The organism is Deltaproteobacteria bacterium, assembly GCA_016933965.1.
Classification (GTDB): domain Bacteria; phylum Desulfobacterota; class Syntrophia; order Syntrophales; family UBA2210; genus JAFGTS01.
Genome location: JAFGTS010000006.1, coordinates 97709 through 115068, shown reverse-complemented (window position 1 = coordinate 115068; position 17360 = coordinate 97709). Strand labels below are relative to the sequence as shown.

At 50.2% G+C, this 17360-nt stretch carries 15 protein-coding genes and 1 tRNA gene; 4 read left to right on the top strand and 12 right to left on the bottom strand.

Annotated elements, in window-relative coordinates:
* Positions 1-195 precede the first annotated feature (195 nt).
* Entirely contained in the window at positions 196-1707 is a 1512-nt protein-coding gene (gene amrB, locus JXO48_01720; GenBank protein ID MBN2282587.1) for an AmmeMemoRadiSam system protein B, read from the bottom strand.
* Positions 1708-1970: 263 nt separating this feature from the next.
* Here amrB and gap point away from each other — a divergent pair, with 263 nt between their 5' ends.
* The 4 genes from gap to JXO48_01700 all read left to right on the top strand — a co-directional run bounded on the left by gap (position 1971) and on the right by JXO48_01700 (position 4290).
* The gene (gene gap / locus JXO48_01715) at positions 1971-2984 is read left to right on the top strand and encodes a type I glyceraldehyde-3-phosphate dehydrogenase (protein MBN2282586.1); all 1014 of its coding nucleotides are present in this window, start codon (positions 1971-1973) and stop codon (positions 2982-2984) included.
* Between the two features lies 1 nt (position 2985).
* A complete protein-coding gene (locus JXO48_01710; GenBank protein ID MBN2282585.1) occupies positions 2986-3744 on the top strand; it encodes a triose-phosphate isomerase in 759 nt (252 codons plus the stop codon).
* A gap of 23 nt (positions 3745-3767) precedes the next feature.
* On the top strand, positions 3768-4124 hold the full coding sequence (secG, locus tag JXO48_01705) for a preprotein translocase subunit SecG (protein ID MBN2282584.1): 357 nt from the start codon (positions 3768-3770) through the stop codon (positions 4122-4124).
* A 79-nt stretch (positions 4125-4203) separates the two neighbouring features.
* Positions 4204-4290, top strand: a tRNA-Leu gene (locus tag JXO48_01700).
* A gap of 263 nt (positions 4291-4553) precedes the next feature.
* On the opposite strand, the gene JXO48_01695 is transcribed toward JXO48_01700, so the two are convergent.
* From JXO48_01695 to JXO48_01645, 11 genes are all read right to left on the bottom strand, one after another.
* A complete protein-coding gene (locus JXO48_01695; protein ID MBN2282583.1) occupies positions 4554-5903 on the bottom strand; it encodes an MmgE/PrpD family protein in 1350 nt (449 codons plus the stop codon).
* Between the two features lie 12 nt (positions 5904-5915).
* On the bottom strand, positions 5916-7874 hold the full coding sequence (locus JXO48_01690) for an FAD-dependent oxidoreductase (protein ID MBN2282582.1): 1959 nt from the start codon (positions 7872-7874) through the stop codon (positions 5916-5918).
* 16 nt (positions 7875-7890) lie between these two features.
* On the bottom strand, positions 7891-9255 hold the full coding sequence (locus JXO48_01685) for an MmgE/PrpD family protein (GenBank protein MBN2282581.1): 1365 nt from the start codon (positions 9253-9255) through the stop codon (positions 7891-7893).
* A gap of 686 nt (positions 9256-9941) precedes the next feature.
* Positions 9942-10973 carry a TRAP transporter substrate-binding protein DctP gene (gene dctP, locus JXO48_01680; GenBank protein MBN2282580.1) on the bottom strand — a complete coding sequence of 344 codons (1032 nt, stop codon included), beginning with the start codon at positions 10971-10973 and terminating at the stop codon, positions 9942-9944.
* 372 nt (positions 10974-11345) lie between these two features.
* Positions 11346-12338, bottom strand: coding sequence for an electron transfer flavoprotein subunit alpha/FixB family protein (locus tag JXO48_01675; GenBank protein ID MBN2282579.1), 993 nt, complete (start codon positions 12336-12338; stop codon positions 11346-11348).
* A gap of 12 nt (positions 12339-12350) precedes the next feature.
* A complete protein-coding gene (locus JXO48_01670; GenBank protein MBN2282578.1) occupies positions 12351-13148 on the bottom strand; it encodes an electron transfer flavoprotein subunit beta/FixA family protein in 798 nt (265 codons plus the stop codon).
* 13 nt (positions 13149-13161) lie between these two features.
* Entirely contained in the window at positions 13162-13431 is a 270-nt protein-coding gene (locus tag JXO48_01665; GenBank protein ID MBN2282577.1) for a 4Fe-4S dicluster domain-containing protein, read from the bottom strand.
* Positions 13428-14714 (bottom strand): FAD-binding protein, encoded by a 1287-nt coding sequence (locus tag JXO48_01660; protein ID MBN2282576.1) that lies wholly within the window; start codon positions 14712-14714, stop codon positions 13428-13430. The genes JXO48_01665 and JXO48_01660 overlap by 4 nt, the downstream gene beginning before the upstream one ends.
* Positions 14715-14845: 131 nt before the next feature.
* Positions 14846-16003 (bottom strand): acyl-CoA dehydrogenase family protein, encoded by a 1158-nt coding sequence (locus JXO48_01655; GenBank protein MBN2282575.1) that lies wholly within the window; start codon positions 16001-16003, stop codon positions 14846-14848.
* A gap of 89 nt (positions 16004-16092) precedes the next feature.
* Positions 16093-16506: a methylmalonyl-CoA epimerase gene (gene mce / locus JXO48_01650; GenBank protein ID MBN2282574.1), complete on the bottom strand. Its 414-nt coding sequence runs from the start codon at positions 16504-16506 to the stop codon at positions 16093-16095.
* Positions 16507-16614: 108 nt separating this feature from the next.
* Complete coding sequence (locus JXO48_01645; protein MBN2282573.1) at positions 16615-17334, bottom strand: enoyl-CoA hydratase/isomerase family protein; 720 nt, start codon at positions 17332-17334, stop codon at positions 16615-16617.
* Positions 17335-17360 lie beyond the last annotated feature (26 nt).

Genomic DNA, 17360 nt, shown 5'->3' with positions numbered 1-17360 from the left:
CTCGAACCCGCAACCTGCTGATTACAAATCAGCTGCTCTACCGATTGAGCTACGCCAGCAACCGAAACCATGTATATTCACGTACTTTTCAACCGGCACGAAAGCGCAAATATATTCCGAGCCAACAAATGGGAAAATCTAAATGCATTGCCCGCATTTGTCAAGGACTTTTTTCCCTTTTCAATAAAACGTGAATTATTCCTCTTCCCCGAAGATGTCGGCCGAAAAGATAAATATCTTCGATTCCTTATCTTTCCAGGCATCGGATGGAAGGCCTGCCTTGTGGCAGGTTTCCTGTAAAAATTTTATTCTGTCCCAATGATGTTCGGTGGCTACCTGGGGAAGAAGGAGTCCGGACCGAAATCCCTTAACGATATAGATACCGTGCGTTCCCACGGTAATTTCATTGGCGTCCTTTATCTGACGCAGCGGCGTCAGCGCCGAGATCTCTATGGTCAGTTCATCCAGTTCCTCCCGGGAAACGGGACGGAACCGGGGATCCTGGAACGCCGCCGCCCGGGCCATTTCCTTCACCGTCTCGAGCAGTGGTTTCCTTCCTTCGATAAAGCCGATGCAGCCCCGCAGCTGCCCGTGCTTTTTGAGGGTGACGAAGGCACCCATGTTCTGTTTCAGGATCTCCGAATCCACCGTGCAGGCGGGAACATCGCCGCCGGTGAACTTTGTTTCGATACTTTTGCGCGCCAGGTCAAGGAGCAGGTCCTTGTCGGTCTCGCTCAGTCCCATATCGACGCCGACACCGCGTTCCGGCTCATCCTCTTTTTCTCCCGCATCGGGCAGGTAAAAGGCGACGGAGCCGTAGCCGACGACACCGCTTTTGTCTCCCGTCACATCACCGGAGTTGGCGTAGTGCAGGATCCTGGCCCGGGCACCCAGCTTTTCCGCTACCATCATGGCCACGATGACGGGGCCGGCCCCGCAGGCCTCGCAGCTGCCGGTGGAGACGCAGCGGGTAAAGCCCTCGATGTCCATGGTCTCAATATTTTCCAGGGCCAGGGAGTCGAGCTTCATGGCCGCGTCGTAACCGTGGTAATGGGACAGATCGGTACTGGCGACCAGCAGCACCCGCCTGCCTGCCGTCGCCGCGAGTATGGCGTCGGCCAGCATCCGGCAGGTACTCATGTCCTGGCTCCCCATCATGACGGGAACGAAGGGAAGCCCCTCAAGGGCCACCTGCAGAAAGGGGACCTGTATCTCTATGGAGTTTTCAGGCGCCGGATCCTTTTGACTGAAAAAGAGCCGGTTGCCGCCGTGATCGATGATCTGTTCCGCCAGGCCCCGGTCGATCTTCGCCACGCCAAGCGGCGTTTCATAACCCCCACCGTCGTAAAGGGCCGCGCCGTTGAAACGGGCCCGGTGACTGATCCCGACGACGATGACGGCATCGTAGTCATTTCTTTCGACAGCCTCGAACCCATAGGCCGCCACCTGGCCCGAGTAAACGATCCCCGCGTGCGGGGAGATCAGCGCGATGACCTTTCCCGGCAGAACGACGGGAGGAACGTTTTCCAGAAAGGATACTATGTCGGACCGCAGAGCGGTCGCGGTGCCCGGATACCAGGCGCCGGCGAGAACGGGTTTACGGATATTTTCATTCATATCGGCACATTCCCCCTTCCCGGAAAACACAAAGAGGGCCAGACAGGCACAGAAGCAGGCGATCCATTCTTTGCCCCGAAATGCTGTCATAACCGCCGGTCCCCCTTGATAATTTTGTGACTGTATAAATGTTTCCCGTTTCTGTCAAGACAGGATTTGCAACGGGGCCTTTGCACGCGGGTCCCTTCCGTTATCTCTCGGCCGTCACCCATCGGGGTGATCCTCTGTATGGAAGAAATGCAAAAAACCGGTTGACTAATACCCGTGATAATACTATCCAACGCCCATATGGGGAAATACCGGCACGGCTCGGTATCTCACCAATGTTAATGTTCTGATCCTGGAGGTTTATGATGACTGTTCGTGCAGCGATCAACGGATTCGGGCGAGTGGGCCGGTATATCATCCGGGCCGCTCTCGGCAGGGGCGATATCGAGATCGTGGCCGTCAACACACGAGCGGCGGCGGAAACGCTTCTCCACCTCCTGAAATACGACTCCGTCCACGGGAAACTCCCCGTTACGGCCTCCACCGACGGGACGGCCCTCATCGTGGACGGCAAAAGGATCCGGATCACCAATGAGACCGGCGATCTCTCGGCCCTTCCCTGGAAAGACCTGGGTGTGGACATCGTCATGGAGTCGACGGGCAAGTTCAGGAAGCGGGACCAGTGCGTGGGGCACCTCGAAGCAGGGGCGAAGAAGGTCATTATCGCCGCGCCCGGCAAGGGCGTGGACGGCACCTTTGTCATGGGCGTGAACGAGGACACCTACGACCCGGCGAAACACCACATCATCTCGAACGCCTCCTGCACCACGAACTGCCTGGCGCCGGTGGTGAAGGTCCTGCATGACAACTTTTCCATCGTCAAGGGGCTCATGACGACGGTCCACTCCTACACCATGGACCAGCGCCTTCTCGACGGCTCGCACAAGGACCTCAGGCGTGCCCGGGCGGCGGCCATGTCCATCGTCCCCACATCGACGGGCGCGGCGAAGGCCGTCACCGAGGTCATCCCCGCGCTGAAGGGAAAACTCGACGGCATAGCCCTCCGGGTCCCCACCCCCAACGTGTCGCTCGTCGACCTGGCCGTTGAAGTGGGAAAACCGGTCACCGAGAAAGACGTCAACGGCGCCCTGAAAGCCGCCGCGGAAGGACCGCTGCGGGGGATCATGGCCTACTGCGAGGAAGAACTGGTCTCCGTGGATTTCACGAGCGATCCCCATTCCTCCATCGTGGACGCCCCCCTGACGAAGGTCATCGACGGCAATTTCGTCAAGGTCTTCTCCTGGTACGACAACGAGAGTGGCTATGCCTGCCGCATGGTGGATCTCGCCGTCTACCTGGGAAGCAAAGAGGAGAAATGACATGGTACACCCCATGATCGCCGCCAACTGGAAGATGCATAAAACCATTCCCGAAGCGGTCGATTTCGCCCGGGCGCTGAAGGCCGAATTTCCGGAAACGGCGGACCGGGATATCGTGCTCGCGCCGCCCTACACGGCACTGTCGGCCGTCGCGGCCGTTCTGAAGGACTCCCCCATCCATCTCGGGGCGCAGAACGTCCACTGGGAAGAAAAGGGCGCCTTCACCGGTGAGATATCGGCCGCCATGCTCGCCGACGCAGGCTGCCGGTATGTCATCGTGGGCCACTCGGAGCGGAGGACCCTCTTCGGGGAAACGAACGAAACGGTGAACAGAAAGCTGCGGTCCGTGCTCGACCATAACCTGCTGCCGATCCTCTGTATCGGGGAAACCCTTGAAGAACGTGAGGAAGAACGAACATTTAGCGTCATCGAAGAGCAGGTAAAAGAAGCGTTGAATAATATGTCGGCAAGTGATATAAGACGGTTCACTTTTGCCTATGAACCCGTGTGGGCGATAGGAACGGGCAAGACGGCAACGGCCGGGCAGGCGCAGGAAGTACATGCTTTTATTAGAAAACTGCTCGGCGATGCGTACGGCGGTGAGAGCGCGGCGGCCATCGCGATCCTCTACGGCGGAAGCGTCAAGGCGGACAATATCGCTTCGCTCATGGCCGAAGCCGACATCAACGGCGCCCTGGTAGGCGGGGCGAGCCTCGATGCGGCGGTTTTCGGCTCCATCGTGCGGTACGACAGACAATAACAGTACAAGGAGACAAATCAACCTTGCATATCCTGGTTACCATCTTACATGTCGTGATCTGCATCATTCTTATCCTCGTCGTCCTTCTCCAGACCGGAAAGGGAGCCGACATGGGTGCGGCCTTCGGCGGGTCGAGCCAGACCATCTTCGGGAGCAGCGGGCCGGGCACGTTTCTGGGGAAAATGACCACCGTTTTCGCCATCGTGTTCATGCTCACCTCCCTGTGGCTGGCTTATTTCGCCACCCACAAGGCACCGTCCGTCGTGGAAGTACCTCCCGCGTCGGGTGTTGAAGAAACGCTCCCAGCGGGACAGACGGTCCCACCGGCGCTCCCCGCCGAGCAGTCATCGGCACCGGAAGCACCGCCGGCTGCTGAGTAGGAAATGCCCGCAAACACCGGGACGAGGGCAATTTTTTATTGACATTGATGGAAGAAGGAAATAACGTAGTCACGCTCTTGCCGAAGTGGTGGAATTTGGTAGACACGCTATCTTGAGGGGGTAGTGGGCCACGCCCGTCCGGGTTCAAGTCCCGGCTTCGGCACCATGAATATATGAAAGGGTCAGCAGGCAATTGCTGACCCTTTTTTCGTTGAGGGGGGAGGGTGGTCAAGGTGTGATCAACGTTTTAATGAGAAGTGATTTTGTTACTCGAAATTGCGAACATTCTCTTACACCAACCCCGTTGATAATGCTGAAAATCCGATACCTCGAGTAAAAAAACCCGCGGGATCCAAGGACAAGGGGGGGGGAAGTGATGAGGGGATGCCCGCGGGTTTCATGCTTCAGCACAACAATGTGCCCGTATGGCTAAAACAGTTCGGCAAGCGAACGGATGGACCGTGTTGTTTCCAGCGTATCTATGGTGCTGACTATTTTGTTTGCCTTGGTTTTACTGACAGTGTTGGATGCCAACAGGATAAACTTCTCTTTTATTTCCTCATCCGTCATGGGATTTTTAACAGAGCCCTTCGGATATAAGGACTTCAATTCGAAGTGCCTTCCTTTCTTGTCCGTAATCTCAACGACAGCCGGCATATCGGGTTTGAATGTATCCAATTCGGGGTCTGGATAAATCGTTATTTTCCCCATGAGTTCCCTTATCCGGGGATCATGAATTTTCTCCATCTCAAAATACTCTAGCTGAACCGCCCTATCAATTATGGCCAGGGCAACGCAATAGGGTATGCTCAACCTCGCGGCCATTGGCGTATCGGGATTATAATTACATCCCTGTCCCTTTGGCAGCGTTACCATTTTAACAACGATCTTTTCGATATCCGACGCTTGAAGATGATTTTCCTCAACTAATTTCAGAGTTGCCTGTACCGGTGTGTGACTGCACAGAATTGTTGGAAATCCCTTGATGTCATTGATCATGATTTCATAGGGAGAGCCCAGATTCTCCGTCATCATATTAATATGCGGTTCATCGGAATACACGTTGCAATACCCTTTATCGTAGTCAAAGAAATCCTTTGGCCCGATGCTCCCTCTTTGAATCAAAAGCCCGGCAAGCATGCCGTTAAAGGCTGCCATCCCCGGGTGCAGACTTTTTGTGAAATCTCCGTAGTCCAGGCAATACCGGCTCCCTGCGGCCTGATCGGCAGCCATACCCAGGGTCATCTCCGTCTTCTCGCTGTTAAATTTCAACAGATTCGCCACAGTTGCCGCTGCAGCGATGACGCCATTTGTTGCAGTGCTGTGCCAGTAGCTATAATGGCTCGGCATGACACTCCGTGCCACCTTGCTCGCCGCTTCAAAACCCGCCACAACAGCCGCTATGATCTCCGCGCCACCGGCATCTATCTTTTCACCCAGGGCAATGGCCGCGGGTACCGTGCAGCATCCGAAATGTGCGAGCGATGGCACATGAGTATCATCATAATCAATGGTATGTGTCATCGAACTGTTGACCAGCGCGGCATTGAGGCAGGATGTCCGGTTGCCGGACCCGATAATTGTTGCTTCCGGTCGCCCGCCGGATTCCATAATCAGATGTAAAAGGGGCGATATCTCATCGGAAGCCAGGGTAAAACCGGCAATTGCACAACCAAGTGTATCAAGAATGGTGGCCTTGGTCTTCTGCACAACTTCCTCGGAGAGAGTCTCATACCGAATTGAAGAAACATGATCCGCCAATATTTTTGTCGCACTCACCCGGTTATCTCCTTATATGCTCGCTGCAAAGTTGAACCCATTCTCGACTGCATTCATGATATCACCCACACTCCCACAATTGCCGAGCATAATGATCACAGAGGCGGCATCTTTGGTCAGGGATTGTATATCGGATCGGTCCGGCGGCCTATAACCGGCAGCGATAACCACGGTATCCGCAGGAATGAGTTTCTTTTTCCCCAACTGTTCTATCACCACGCCCTTGTCATTTATGCTCACAGGGGTTGCCAGCGTCAGGATTTTCACTTTGTGATTTTCAAGATTGAACATAAGAGGCATCCTTGTCTGTGAAGGCATAGTGGCTCCCACCGTACTCGTCATTTCGACGATTGTGACCTTCTTGCCTTTGAGACCAAGGAATTCGCCCGTCTCCAGGCCTAATTCGCCACCACCGATTATCAGTACACGGTTCCCCACATCGACGGTTTCTCTCAGCACATCCTGCGCCTTTACCACGTTCCCGTTATTCACACCCGGTATCTCCGGAATGATCGGCTGGGCGCCAACCGCCATTATTAAAATGTCCGGTCTTACCTTTTTGATGATTTCATTCGTGACGACCGTGTTTAATGTAATCGCGACTCCAGCTTTGGTAACCTGTCTGATCAGGTAATCCGTGAATTTCTTGATTTCCTTTTTAAACGGCAGGAGCGCCGCATCCTTCATCTGTCCTCCCAGGCTCCCACTTTGTTCATACAGCACCACAGTATTCCCTCTTTGCGCACTGATAAGGGCTGTTTCAAGACCGGCCGGTCCACCGCCGACGATCATTACCTTCCTGGGGGGGTCGGCAGGCTCAATGATCTTTTCCCCTTCTCTCCCGACCAGGGGATTCACGGTACATTTCATGGGAAGATCGGCTAATACTCTGTTGATACAACCCTGACAGCAGGATATACAGGGTCGCACATCATCGTACCGTCCCTCTTTCGATTTTTTGGGGAATTCAGGATCAGCAACCAGCGTTCTGCCCATCGCTATCAGATCAGCCTTCCCCTCCTGCAGTATCTGTTCCGCAAACCTGGCGTCTCGTATTTTATTCACTGCAATGACCGGAATGGAAACGCCATCTTTCACATTCTTCGCGAGATGAATTATTGGCCCGTCGGGAAAACGCATCGAGGGGATGGAAGGAATAAACTCCGGGTCTTTGATCGTGGCGGCAAACCCGACCGACACATGGATTGCGTCAACACCTGCCTTTTCCAGCGCCTGCGCAATCCTGCGTATATCTGCCAGGCTGTTGCCTCCTCTGGGTTCCTGTCCATTGATTCTCACAATAATGGGATGATCTTCCCCGGCTTCAGCCCGTATCCGCTCAATCACCTCCAATACGAATCTGAGCCGTCCCTTCAATCCTCTTCCATACTCATCCTTCCTCTTATTCGCCCATGGCGATAGAAATTCCCCACAGAGGTACATATGGGCACAATGGAGTGCAATAAAATCAAAACCGGCTTTTACCGCTCTTCTCGCTCCCTGTCCGAACTGTTCAATTATCTCCCGTATCTCATCTCTGGACAATTCATGAGGCACCACATACCCGGAAACGGGGTGCGCCAGCGCAGACGGAGCGACAGGGATTTTCCCCCTCGTCACTTCCAGGCACCCTGATTTGGCTACCCGACCCGCCCGTCTGCCGGCATGAGCCAACTGCATGACTGTCTTTACATCGTATTGATGTATCGTATCATTCAGCTTTTTCAACATGGGAATGTATTTATCATCACTGATGGCCACGGGGGATTTGACATTGTTTGCAAGAGGATAATCAACAATGCCATCCTCAACGGTGATGAGTCCCACTCCTCCCTCCGCACGTGCCTTGTAAAAGTGTATCGCCTCTTCAGTAACGAACCCGTTATCCGTCATATTGTTTGACATAGGCGCCAGGACCAATCGATTCTTTAACTCAATAGTGCCTATTTTACATGGCTCGAATAATTTCATTTTTCCATCCTTCCCCTTATTTCCGCAGGACTTTCAGCAAGTCCGACAGATCTTCAAGCATGGGAAAATCGCTCAGCATTTCAATTGATCGTTCGATTTTGCCGTCTGGCAAGACCCCCTCCGCACAATGTGTATATTTTTCAAACACCTCAGCTTCGGAAAGAGGGTTCTCCGGAGAACCTTTGGCGTGATCGACCTTGAGCACATACTCATCACCATTGAAAAGGGAAACTTTCAACAGTGTGTTAAACGTCCCTCGATAGCCATACTGTGCCAGTTCGGGAGCAACGGTGAACGTCGTTTTATTCATCAGATCACTGATGGTGGGATTATTGATCCATGGATCATGAAAATGCTCGAGAGTTACCTTCTTTTCCGCCAGTGCCACCGCCAGGCAAAAATGCATGCTGAACTTACCCTCTAAACCATTTCTGGGTACTTCGTATATCAGGACGTCTTTCGCGATTGGAACCGAACCACACTCTATGCTCTTGACGGAATCAGTCAGAATGGCGTTGTCTTCCGCCAGACTGATCATGGCGTCAATACCATTGGAAGTAGCTCCGCATGACGGATACTTCTTAATAGAGAGCCCGGGTGATACCAACTCGTATGGATTACCCAGCGTTTTCAAAGTTTCTTCAATGTCATAGTGGTCGCATGTAGCCCGTAAGAATCCGGCATCGCCCTCAAAGGCCCTGTCCGATGAGTTGAATCCCGTCCTAGCCAGCATGGCTGACAGAAAGCCCTTGGCAGACGCTCTTCCCGCGTGAAACGGTTTTGTCATCGTCCCGAAGTTTTCCCGTATGCCAGAAGCCTCGCTTGCCGCTATGCCAAAGGCATGGGCCAGTTCCGCTTCGCTCACTCCAAGCAGCTTGCCCGCGGCTGCAGTTGCTCCGAAGATACCCAGTGACGTTGTCGGGTGCCAACCCTGCTGATAGTGGCCTGGATTCATAAGCCTTCCCAATGCGCAGGCAACCTCGACACCCAGTACGTAAGCTTCCAACGCCTTTCTGGCACTGATTTTCTGATACTCCCCCAGGGCAAGAATCGTTGGCAGGATAACGGTCGTGGGATGACCGATCAACGAGCTGCTCATGTCATCGAAATCAAGGGCGTGGCCGAGAGTTCCATTGATCATGGCCGCATTATAGATCGATGTTTGTGTTTCGCTACCAAGGATGGAGGCTTGCGGCCTGCCCCCAACTGTGTCTATGTATGTTCCCAGGATACCGGCAAGTGGCTCTCTGGTGCCGGCCAGCATGCAGCCGAGGCAATCGATGATATGGTGCTTCGCTCGCTGCAGGGCCGTCTGTGGAACACTGTCATAATCCGTTTCCAAAACGAAGTTAGCGAGTTGCCGGGATAGCGACATCACCATTCCTCCTATAATTATATTTCTGCTTTGATATGGAACGTTCTCCTTTCGGTTTAGTGAATTCACTGAGAAGAGCGAACTATCCATCTGAACATCGCAGAAAACATGAACAAACTTTCAACATCGAACCCTTTCTCATTAGTTGCGGAGAATGATCATTGAATGTGTGAAAGTGGCAGTTGATTTCGTCACTTACAAGAGCTTGTTTTACAAGAGACGCCAGCAGTATCGGATTTTTCTGGCGTTTAACTTGCATTTTTATAATCGTTAAGTGGCTGGCCAATCTTAATAATGAGAACGGTTCAGCTAGAACATAATCATACAGTTTCATGAACGAGCAATAATGGAGTCGACACCTGAGTCCGTCACCGTTTTTCACCAAGAACACAAGACATTCAGCATGTCCACCCTGTTAACATATTCTTAAACAGCATAATCCTTCAAAATACATGGGCTCAGCGAGAAACTGTTACGCTAAAACCATTAATGAGTCGTTTACTCTTGTACGCTTAAAACAGAGGTCATATATTGCGATTCCACGGCACACAATTACATCAAGCATTTTTTAAGTATAAAAAACATATCACAAGGCAATTCCTTACCGGATTTTGTCTCTTTTGATTATGGACACACACAACCCTTAAAAAAGGCTACCTGGCTGTGTGTGTCCACATTTGGGTGTGATATTTCTATTTATGCTTTTCTAATGCATCGAACATTATATCCACTTTGTCGCTATCATAATTTTCCTTCAAACGCGCTTTCATAACGGGTAAGGTCCTTGCTTTCCAATTGGCAAGTTGTTCATCAGAAATCTTCAGGAACGTTACACCATTATCAAGTAATATCTGACGGCTTTTTACCGTAGCTTCTTTTGCCCGCTCTCTAGTAAAATTTTCTATTTCTAAAGCACCATCATCCAATATTTTCTGAATATCTTTAGGAAGGTTATTGTAGAAATCTAAATTTGCAACAGTACCAAATGCACCAGCGTTGTATGATAGCGTTACATCCGGCACGTACTTTGCCACTTCATATAATTTACGAGAAACGAATGAGGTTAATCCTGACATTGCTAAATCTATGGTTCCCTTTTGCAATGCCTGATACATTTCACTCGAACTCATCATTGTAGGTGCCATCCCAAGTGCCTCCAAAAAATATTGGCACATCTGGCCATAGGCACGTACACGCTTCCCCTTAAAATCCTCAAGAGTAGCATAAGGTTCTTTACTTATAATATCGGCCGTACCATACTGAATCCATCCCAATGTTTTACAGTTAACTTTAAGAAACTCGCCATTTATGATATCTCCGGCTTCTCCATGAGCAACTGCGTAGAAGTGATCCTCACTATCGAAGATGAGTGGCATTGTAAGAAAGCTAACTGAAGGATTTAGACCAGCCCACATGTCTAGGTTTGCAATTGCCATATCAACGGCACCCCTAGGCAGTACACTTACTAAATCTTTGTCATTATAAAGTTGTTGAGCTGGAAAAATCTCTACGATAACTCTTCCTTGTGATTTTTCTTCAACATACTTTTTATAAAGGTTTAAAGCATCGGTCAGGTGATGCCCAACAGGAAGGGTTCCTACCATTCTAATCTTGATAACATCTTTACCTTGGGAGGCGGCATTTGAGTCTTGAAAAGAAATGAGAACTGTCAACAGTGACACCGCAACAATAATGGCAAATAATTTGTTCTTTTTTTCAAACATTATTTTACCCTCCTTATTCCATTTTAAAGTTGAAACAATTAAATTCCAAAAAGTTTGGTTGGATTACTACTACTTACACATCATATTTTTAACCTCCTGCTCATTTTATCTCTTTTTTCAACCAGTTTCTAACTCTCAGTTTTAGATTTCATTGATAATAAGTATTTTCTTACATATATCGTAATCGGCTTTTTAACGGCATTCAGCACCTCATGACAAAACGCTTAGCCACTTGATCATTTTTATGTCTGTGGCAATTTTCTCTCACGATGGTTAAGGTTATAAAAACACCTTTGTGGAGCAAGTTTTTGGTTCAAGAAAACACCATCTTAGAATTATCTATCCTTATTTATAGTAAAGTCCATTTAGCGACTATCTCTCTTGAAATTTTTCTATTAACACGGGCAGAACATCCCGGTAATCACCAACAAGCCCGATATCGGAAATCTTAAAGATGTTTGCATCAGGATCTTTGTTGATTGACACTATTGTTTTTGAATTCAGGCACCCGGTAATGTGCTGTGCTGCCCCGGAAATACCAATGGCAATATACAGTTCCGGATTGACGATCTTTCCCGTCTGACCTATTTCCATGCTCAAGGGAACCCAGTTTTCATCAACCGGAACTCGTGTGGCACCCACTTCGCCCCCGATTCTCCGAGCCAGGTCTTTGATCATGTCAAAGCCCTCGGGTCCACCAATCCCCCCGCCACCGGCGACAATAACTTTTGCATCCTCCAGCTTGATCCCCCCGGATGTGGCTGCCTCCCGTTCGAGAATCCTGATCCTGATCGAAGAGGAATCCGGGCTCTCTTGAACAGCAATTGTTTCGCCCGTTCGCTGGTCCTGCGGCAGAAGAGGTTCCATCGCCTTTGATCGCACGGTATTCACCTGTGGTCTGCCGTTTGTGGAAGCAATTACCGAAAGGGCCTTTCCCCCGTATGCAGGCCTCGTCTGAATAAAACCATTTCTCTCTTCATTCACGTCAACGTGAATGCAATCCATGCAGAGCCCTGCTTCCAGTCGTGCGGCCACCCGCGGTGCCAGGTCACGTCCCAGATCTGTTTGACCGATCAGGCACAGCAGCGGCTTTATCTGACTGCACAGGTGCGTCACGACAAAGACATAGGCGTCAGGGTTCATGTCCAACAGGGCAGGATCTGTGGATACATACACCTTGTCTGCTCCCAGGGTGATTCCCTCCTGACCTGCATTGCCGGGTTCCTTTGCAACCAGAAAAAGCCCGACTTCATCCTGCATCGTATCCGCCAGCCTTCTCGCTCCTCCAAGAAGCTCCCTGGTTAACGAGGACAACGAGCCATTCTCGATTTCTCCAACCACAAAAATACCCTTATAATCACTCATTTTTCCCCTCTCTTACTGAATGATCGCGGCGATTCTCTCAGCCAGCAGTGCGGCCGCTTCCGCAACGTCTTCCTTTTCAATCATCTCGCACTTCCGCTCATAGGAAGGAACATACAGTTTAACGAGACTGTTCCGTGCCGAACTCGCCCCCGCCATTGAAGGGTCGATAGCAAGATCAGCACTGCTCCATACCGGAATTTCCTGCCGCGCGGCCTTGATGATTCCCATCCCTGAAGGAATCCGTGCCTGTCCCAGTTCACTGCTGACTGTCACCACCATCGGTAAGGTGCCTCCGTATGTCTCATATCCGCCGGCGGTTAATCTCTGAACTTCCACTTCTCCATCGCGTATTCTGATCTCCTTTGCCCTTGTAACCACAGGAACATTGAGGTTCTCCGCTAATACAAGGCCTACCATTCCCACATCCCAGTCAGCAGCCTGGCGACCGCAGAGGATCAGATCGTACTGGCCTATTTTCTCTATGGCTTTTGCCAGAATAGAGGCTGTAGCAAATCCATCAGATTCATTAAAAGCCTCGTCAGAAATGATGACGGCCTTATCCGCACCCATTGCCAAAGCCTTTTTTACAACAACGTCAGCAGACGTATCACCGACCGTCAGAACTGTTATATTGGCAGTGTTGTTTTCCTTTATCCTCAGTGCGGCCTCAACTGCCAGGGCATCATAGGGACTGATTACCAGAGGCATACCATCAGGCTGGATTGCCCTGTTCATGCGACTGTCGATTGCAAACTTTGCCGGTGGCAGATCTGGATCCAGAACTTGCTTGATGCAGACAATGATCTCCATTACTCCTCCTTTTTTAACCGTATTGATAGCAGATGCCGAATCCTCCGCGCGGATACACCCAATCTATTGCACCCTTTGGGCACGCAATGCGGCAACTGCCGCACTCAAGGCACCCCTCGTAAGAAAACGTCATATGATTTTCTCTGATTACATAACACTCGGCCGGGCAGACGCTCACACAGGGTTTCAGTTCACATTCAACGCATACGACGTCATTCACCGTGATATGAACATCCCTGTCCACGTCGAACTTATTGAGAGCCAGTTTGTCTTCTACTTTCATAATGCCCTTCCCGCTTTTATCATATCTGAGGCCATCTTCCACATGGATGCTTGTTTTCCAAGGGACTTCCTCAGGACCTTGAAAGTGTTCTCCCGGGGTTTTCCATCACTGCTGAAAATCTTTCTGGCCATGGAACAGGCCAATTCCGGATACAGCTGGTAGATCCTTTCGTTTTCGAGAAACTGCGGAGCCCTGCTGAACGTCTGAAGATCCTTCAGCACAAACTGCTCCCTGAGCCTTTTTTCGTAATTACTCAGTTCGTCCCTGGTAAAGTCTTCTTTCCTGTGTGCTTCAATTACCGTTTCTGCAGCTGCCATACCCGAGGCAACGGCAAAATTCGCGCCTTCCAATATCAACCCCGTCCCGAGAACCAGGGAAGCGGCATCACCAGTAACAAGAACGCCGTTATCATACAGTTTCGGCATCATTTTAAGGCCGGATACGGGAATCAAGTGTGCTGAATACTCTGCCGTCTGCCCTCCTTTGATAAGCTGCGCGATGGCGGGGTGGTTTTTAAAGTCCTCGATGAGATCGGACGCCTTGATCTGCGTATCCATAAGCGCACTTAATTGAACGACAACCCCGAGCGATACACTGTCAAGGTTCGTATACATAAAACCGCCACCCGGTAATCCGCGCGTGCAGGACCCGATGAATTCCATGGCAACACCGGCGGTACCGCTGATATTGAATCGGTCCTCGATCACTTCCCGGGGTAGGCGGATAATTTCCTTGACACCCTGTTTCATGTCGTGGGGTGAATATGCCTTCCGCAGGCCGATTTTCTCCGAGAGAAGCGAATTTACGCCATCCGCCAGGACCACAGCATTTGATGCGAACTGTTCATCCCCGACTTTTACTCCCTTTACCACGCCACCCTCAACGATGAGATCATCGACGGCCAGGCCTGAAGCGACGATTGCCCCTGCCTGTTCGACTTTCTGCGACATCCATTTGTCAAACTTGGCGCGCAATGTTATGAAACCCTTCTTTTCCGCAGGCTCCGTAACGTCTGACTTGTAATCTATCGAGAGGATATCCTGTTCCGTCAAAAAGGAAATCGCATGACGGGTGACAAACCGTTCAAAGGGTGCCTCCTCCCAAAAACCGGGGAAAAGCTCGTTCATGACAGGACCGAAGAAGGCACCGCCCCACATGTTCTTCGCCCCGGGGAATTTCCCTCTTTCCAATACCAATACATTATGTCCGGCTTTCGCCATAACATAGGCAGCAGCACAGCCGGCCGGCCCGGCACCTACCACAATCGCATCAAATTCTTCCATTTTCCACGACACCTGTTATTTCTTTTTTTCATGACATCAATTACGATACAGAGGAATTTAAAATGCATGTAGCAGTCGAAAAATTGCCTTCAATAACGATTTTATGACCTTGTTTCAACACATTGTTGCACTCACCGTGAGATGGCTTCAATCCCGAGCATATTCCGACCGATGATCAATCTCTGTATATTGGACGTACCACCAAAGATCAGCGGTGAGAGCATATCTCGATAATATCGTTCCACAGGAAAATCATCAGTAATGCCATAGGCGCCGTGCATTTCAACCGCGGTCCGAGAAATCTTGGCAGCTTTTTCTGAATTGTGTAACTTTGCGATGGATGTTTCTCTTGAATATTTCAATCCATTATCTTTCAAATAGGCTGCCTGGTAGGCGAGACACTTTGAAGCCTCACAATCAACAACCATATCGGCGATCTGACTTTGCATTAATTGAAAGCTTCCAATGGGTTTGCTGAATTGATTCCGTTCCAGACAATACTTTATGCTCGAATCGATACAAGCCTCCATAACGCCGAGCGTGGCAAAGGAGATCCCGAAACGGGTGTGTTCTATACAGGTCAATGCCAGTTGCAATCCTCTGCCGATATCACCTAATAAATTGGCATTGGGTATGCGACAGTCTCTGAAAAACAATTGCCCTGTATCAGAAGAACGGAATCCCATCTTGTGACCAATCTTCGTTGAAGAGAATCCCGGGGCATCCCTTTCAACGATGAAACATGCCATTCCTTTGACTCCCTTGCTTTTATCTGTCTGGCACAAAACGATTGCCCAATCTCCTTGCGTCGCATTGGTAATCCATGTTTTATTTCCGTTTAGAATCCACTCATCGCCTTTTAATGTGGCTGTGGTTTCCACTGCCACAGCATCGCTCCCGGCATTCGGCTCCACCGCGGCGAACGCAGCGCACTTTTTGCCACTTACCAATTGAGCTATGTAATTTTTTTTCTGTGCGTCATTCCCTCCGGTCAAAATCGGCATTATCTGCAGTGTCGTTCCGATCAGACAATTTATCCCAACACAGAAATCATAATAAGACAGTTGTTCTACAACCAACCCGACGGTCATCCAATCCAGATCCAGTCCCCCCAACTCTCTGGGGACTTTAATGCCGAACAGTCCCTGGTCACCCATTTTCTTCATGATATCGGGAAAGAACTTTTCCTCGCGATCCCTTTCCCGCGCGGTAGGTTGGACTTCTCTCATGGCAAATTCCTTTGCCATATCCCGAAACATCAATTGCTCTTGTGTAAGTTCAAGATCCACGGTATCCCTCCTGTATTTCATGGTTGCATGACACGTCTGACGTGCTGCTTCATCATCAATACCACCATTCCAGCTCGTACCTGATATCGTTATTCATCCATCTTTTTTTTTTGATGCTCGACCAATTCAACCAAAACACCGTATGTATTCCGGGGATTAACAAATGCGACCTTGGAGTTGTGCGCACCTTTCCGCGGTTTTTCATCAATCAACTGGACCCCCTTCGACTTCAGTGTTTCCAGGGCTTTTTCTATGTCATCAACTTCATAGGCGATATGGTGAACTCCCTCCCCTCTTTTCTCAATAAATTTGGATATGACACCTTCGGGGGTTGCTGACTGCAGAAGCTCAATCCGTGTATCGCCGATGGGAAAGAAGGAGGCAGAAAGTTCTCCGTGGACTTCCCGATCCCCTCCCTTCAGTAACAGGACATCGGAATAAAACCGTTCCGCCGCTTCAATATCCCTGACTGCTACACCGATATGGGCTATTTTTTTAATCATTGGGTACCTCCCTTATATTTGTGGCGTTCACTTTTGAAGTGCGGCCTTTATGGCATTTGCTCTTCTCGCAACGGGTTACAACAATCGGTATCGCCCCGTAACTGAAAATTACCCGTGCACGGATGTTAATGCCTCCAACTCCCATTCCAGTTTCTGGGTCATGCCCCGGTGACGTGCCTGGGCCAGTTTTTGTAGCATTATCTTGGTATTCTTCACTGCCTGCGGATGACAGCCCGTGCCAATGCCCTGAGCCAGTGCATATGTCCTCTCTTCCAAAAGGGACAGCGGATAGACTTGATTTACGAGCCCATATTCGACGGCCTGCCGGGCATCTATCTCTTTTCCACTCAGGAGCATTTCTGTCGCCACGCCGAATCCCACCAGGTTAATTAACCGCAGGGCCGCTGTGTGATGATAGACCCTCCCCAGCTTGACCGCATTTATGACAAATGATGCAGTATCTGCCGCGAGGCGAATGTCACACATGGCAGCCATATCAACTCCAAGACCGATCGCACGACCGTTTATCATTGCCATAACGGGAAAGGGGTACTCTAAAAGACTGTTCTGAAAATAGACCAACGCCTTGATGAAATCCTGAAAATCACGATCACTTCTCGCTTCTTCCAGGTCCCCGCCCGAGGAAAACGATTTTTCACCGGCACCTCTTAGAACTAACACTGTATATCGTTCCCGCTCCTTCAATGCATGTATGGTATCGCCAAGCTTCATCAATAGTTCCGTGTTTAATGCATTGGCTTTCTCAGGCCTGTTAATTATCAGCGTGCTGATACAACCATTTTTTAAATGAATAATAAGTTTTTGCATAATACCTATCTGAGGTCTGTCAGAAC